The sequence below is a fragment of the Exiguobacterium sp. A1_3_1 genome (assembly GCF_048985645.1).
Taxonomy (GTDB): Bacteria; Bacillota; Bacilli; order Exiguobacteriales; family Exiguobacteriaceae; genus Exiguobacterium_A; species Exiguobacterium_A indicum.
The window spans coordinates 1-3,850 of record NZ_WBYY01000238.1 but is presented as its reverse complement, the minus strand read 5'-3'; the positions used below and the strand labels follow the sequence as shown (position 1 = coordinate 3,850).

At 44.9% G+C, this 3,850-nt stretch carries 5 protein-coding genes; 1 reads left to right on the top strand and 4 read right to left on the bottom strand.

Annotated elements, in window-relative coordinates; genetic code table 11:
* Positions 1 to 71: 71 nt before the first annotated feature.
* Positions 72 to 1,343 carry a serine/threonine transporter SstT gene (gene sstT, locus F8N00_RS16890; RefSeq protein ID WP_323679295.1) on the top strand — a complete coding sequence of 424 codons (1,272 nt, stop codon included), beginning with the start codon at positions 72 to 74 and terminating at the stop codon, positions 1,341 to 1,343.
* 76 nt (positions 1,344 to 1,419) lie between these two features.
* On the opposite strand, the gene F8N00_RS16885 is transcribed toward sstT, so the two are convergent.
* The 4 genes from F8N00_RS16885 to F8N00_RS16870 all read right to left on the bottom strand — a co-directional run bounded on the left by F8N00_RS16885 (position 1,420) and on the right by F8N00_RS16870 (position 3,616).
* Positions 1,420 to 1,806 carry a hypothetical protein gene (locus F8N00_RS16885; protein ID WP_421018637.1) on the bottom strand — a complete coding sequence of 129 codons (387 nt, stop codon included), beginning with the start codon at positions 1,804 to 1,806 and terminating at the stop codon, positions 1,420 to 1,422.
* A gap of 27 nt (positions 1,807 to 1,833) precedes the next feature.
* Positions 1,834 to 2,310, bottom strand: a complete 477-nt coding sequence (locus tag F8N00_RS16880) for a hypothetical protein (RefSeq protein ID WP_421018636.1) — start codon at positions 2,308 to 2,310, stop codon at positions 1,834 to 1,836.
* An 88-nt stretch (positions 2,311 to 2,398) separates the two neighbouring features.
* A complete protein-coding gene (locus F8N00_RS16875; RefSeq protein ID WP_421018635.1) occupies positions 2,399 to 3,175 on the bottom strand; it encodes a phosphatidylserine decarboxylase in 777 nt (258 codons plus the stop codon).
* 129 nt (positions 3,176 to 3,304) lie between these two features.
* Positions 3,305 to 3,616, bottom strand: coding sequence for a PLDc N-terminal domain-containing protein (locus F8N00_RS16870; protein WP_421018634.1), 312 nt, complete (start codon positions 3,614 to 3,616; stop codon positions 3,305 to 3,307).
* Between the last annotated feature and the right edge of the window lie 234 nt (positions 3,617 to 3,850).

Genomic DNA, 3,850 nt, shown 5'->3' with positions numbered 1-3,850 from the left:
GAGTAGAAGAGAGAAGTCATCGTTTTTCGAATTCTAAATAACTTATTTTTTGTAAGCCTGGAGGGGAACGTATGAAAGTGTTGAAGATGTGGAACCAAATCAGTTTAGTGAAACAAATCGCGATTGGCTTGATCGTGGGTATTATTTTAGCCGTCACGATTCCTGAAGCGGCGAAATCCTTGACCATTTTTGGGACTTTATTTATTTCTTCCCTGAAGGCAGTCGCGCCGATTTTAGTCTTTTTCTTAGTTATGGCATCAATCGTGCAGCATAAAAAAGGACAGCAGACGAATATGAAATCGATCATTTTCTTGTATCTGCTTGGGACGTTCCTAGCGGGAGCCATTGCGGTCATCGTTAGTTTCCTTTTCCCAGTTAACATTCGATTAACAGAAGGTGCGGAACAATTGGCTGCTCCGGGGAACACGGTTGAAGTTCTTCAGAAACTCGTCTTAAATATGGTTGATAATCCAGTCAATGCGCTCATCCAAGCGAACTACATTGGCATTCTGACTTGGGCGATCGTGTTAGGAATCGCTTTAAAAAATGCGTCCGATACGACGAAGACATTCATCTCGAATTTCTCTGACGCCATTGCGAAAATGGTCGGATGGGTCATCAAATTGGCTCCTCTTGGTATCATGGGAATCGTCATTGGTTCTGTTACGGAAAACGGTCTTTCTTCATTGCTCGATTACGGGAATTTATTATTGGTATTGATTGGCACGATGCTTGTCGTAGCACTCATTGTTAATCCTCTCATCGTGTTCATCAACGTTCGTCAGAATCCATACCCACTCGTCTTCAAATGTATCCGGGAGAGTGGAATTACCGCTTTCTTCACACGAAGCTCAGCTGCAAACATTCCGGTCAACATGGAATTATGTAAGAAACTTGACCTCGATAAAGAGACGTACGGGATCTCGATTCCGCTCGGTGCCACAATCAATATGGCGGGAGCGGCCATCACGATTTCCGTCTTAACGTTAGCAGCGGTTCATACGCTTGGTATCCCAGTCGACCTTCCGACAGCCATCATCTTGAGTGTTCTCGCTGCTGTTTGTGCATGTGGCGCATCCGGTGTCGCTGGCGGTTCGCTCCTCTTGATTCCGCTCGCATGTAGCTTATTCGGGATTCCGAATGACATCGCGATGCAAGTCGTAGCAGCGGGTGTTCTAGTCAGTGTGTTACAAGATTCGTTTGAGACAGCACTCAACTCGTCAACAGATGTCTTATTCACGGCGACAGCAGAATATCGAAAACGACTTAAACAAGGAGAAACGTTCTCGATCAATCGTCAGTCGATGAATGAAGATGTATCTGAAAAAGTCGTCAACGGCTGATTAGCTTCTCAATTATCAGCATGATCTAAATAAGAAAAGGCATCCTTAGCTGAGGATGCCTTTTCTAATAAATCGTTTAACCTTCGCCTAAAGCAATGTACTTTTTTAATTTCCCTTTGAAACTCACCAGCAGAACTTCTTTTCTTTCATTAGTAGAGTATAGGACAGTACCCTTAGAGAGTTTCGTAGCAGTTCCATTATCAAAAGCGTCTTTATCCGAACTTCTTCTTTTAATTTCTCCAACTTTTTCATTCTGAGTGACTTCGGTTTTATCAACCCATGCTACATCTGATTTGTAGATCGTATCATTGAATTGAAAAATGTCTGCTTTAGCATCTTCGCTCAATACTTCGGATGCCGTCGGTTTTTCACTAGTACTTTGCATTATCTCTTCATTATTACAAGCAACTAATATCCATAGAGCCATAATCGAGAAAGCGAATGATAAAACAACTTTTTTCATGATATAACCTCTTTCCCGTTTTGTATGTTATTCCATGCCAATACACGTTAACGTCAACTGCTCTTCACGGTTGTCATCCCATCTGATTCGGATATGGTACGTGTCACTCGCTTTAAAGATTTGTAAGGCGGCACTCGTTTCAAAGGTTGCGCCATCTCTTTCGGTTCCAATAAAGCTTTGGAAATGGCTAGAGCGTTTAGCATGTTGACCATCTGACAACAGACTATCGACAAACCAAGTCACAGGTTTCTGTTGTTGTTCCATTCGTTTCAAGTCTTGTCCAATGTATGTCAGCGCATAGCCCTCGCTTACCCGGTAAGATAAAGGACGCTCTTTGACTTGCCGGACATGAATCACGGCGTTCCAGGATTCGCCTTTTGCCTGAAAGATGAGGTGTTCGGGTTCAGATATCGCTGAAGCGCGGTGAATACCATAGAGCGTGAAAAACGTGAGGAAAAGTAAGCATGCAATCAGTGAGGTTCGCTTGAATAAGCGTTTGGACATGAAGGTCACCTCTGAACAGTGGTTTCCTTTAGTCTAGCAAATTCAAATGCTTTTCTTAGTCAGAAATCTTAAAAAAGGGGAATCCATTTTAGGATATCCAGCGTCCGATCTGCTCACCCATCTTGACGCTACGTTCGATGCCTGGGGCGAGTTCGACCGTGTCCGGTGGCAAGACGAGGATGACGGTCGAACCGAACGAAAAGTAACCGAACTCTGCACCACGCTCCAGCAGGCGTCCTTGATGTGTCTGAACGATCGTATTGACATTCAGCGCACCGACCATGACGTGTTCGATCGTGCGGTGATCGACTTGTAGACGGGTGACCCGACGATAATTGCGTGTCAACGGACGTTTGCTGAATCGTAGCCCTAGGTCATTGACGGGTACCGATTCTCGCCCGAGTGTATAACTCGTCGTGATTTCGCCCGTTACTGGCGAGTGGATACGGTGATAGTCGGTCGGACTCAAATAGAAAATCAGAGCGACACCGTTCGCGTAATCCTGGGCGCGTTCGCTTGAGCCGATCAGCTCAGCAACGGTATAGTCCTGTCCTTTAATTGTAAACCGACTATCTTGCGTTAATGCTGGGACAATGGAAAAGACGGCGTCACTCGGACTGACGAAGGCATCCGGCGCGGTTGCGATTGGTCGCATACCGGGACGTAACTCGCGTACGAAACAATCGTGCAGCGAGGTAAACGAATCAACGGACTTCAGCGCTTGATCTGTCTGAATGTGATAGGTGCGAATGAAAGGTCGGATGAGTGGTTTACTAAAGCGACTCATCGCAAACCGTTTTAGTGTGTTCGCGACTATTGGTCGAGCATTTAAGTGGACGATCGTATCAAAGATGGCTTTCTTCATGAGATAAAAACTCCTTTAAGTTGTAATCTACCTCTTAGGATACGGTCGAATTCTTTTGATAGACGAAGTCGCATTCTTAAGTTTGTCTTAAGAAAAACACGTACCGAAGATGCGGCACGTGTCAGAACGTCATGATTTTCGAGTCAATAAATAGAGTAGAGGTCCGAACGCACCAATCGCGAGGATGATGATTGCCCAAAGCGGAAAGCTTCGTCCGGTACGACGTGTATCATGGCGGAGCCAAACGATGATGAAGAGGGCGCAGAGAATCAGGTCGACGAAAATCTGGAGCGTCGCCGTGTTTTGTGTCGCTTCCGCAAAGATGCCAAGTACACCAAAGTCAATGATCGAAAAGGCAGTTAAAACAGCGAAAGCGATCGTAATGACGAGCAATAAAGGTTTCGGGATGCTGTCTACAAATGAAGCTTGAGATTCTCTCATGAAGGATCCTCCTTGAAATGTAGTGATTACTACAAATTAATGTAGCATGTACTACATTCATGCGTCAATCTACTTAGATGTTGTATGATGAAAAAGGAGAAGGGAGAATCGATCATAATGGATAAGTTTGAACAGAAGCGACAGGACTATACGCATCACATCGCAAAAGCGACGTTAGCATCAAGCATCAAGGAGATGAGTCTGAAGCTGTCTCTTATACACATCTCCGAGCCC

What these genes read in the sequence shown, in the direction of transcription:
- sstT (WP_323679295.1), top strand. Translation starts at nt 72, where the DNA reads ATGAAAGTGTTGAAGATGTGGAACCAAATCAGTTTAGTGAAACAAATC.
- F8N00_RS16885 (WP_421018637.1), bottom strand. Translation starts at nt 1,806, where the DNA reads ATGAAAAAAGTTGTTTTATCATTCGCTTTCTCGATTATGGCTCTATGG.
- F8N00_RS16880 (WP_421018636.1), bottom strand. Translation starts at nt 2,310, where the DNA reads ATGTCCAAACGCTTATTCAAGCGAACCTCACTGATTGCATGCTTACTT.
- F8N00_RS16875 (WP_421018635.1), bottom strand. Translation starts at nt 3,175, where the DNA reads ATGAAGAAAGCCATCTTTGATACGATCGTCCACTTAAATGCTCGACCA.
- F8N00_RS16870 (WP_421018634.1), bottom strand. Translation starts at nt 3,616, where the DNA reads ATGAGAGAATCTCAAGCTTCATTTGTAGACAGCATCCCGAAACCTTTA.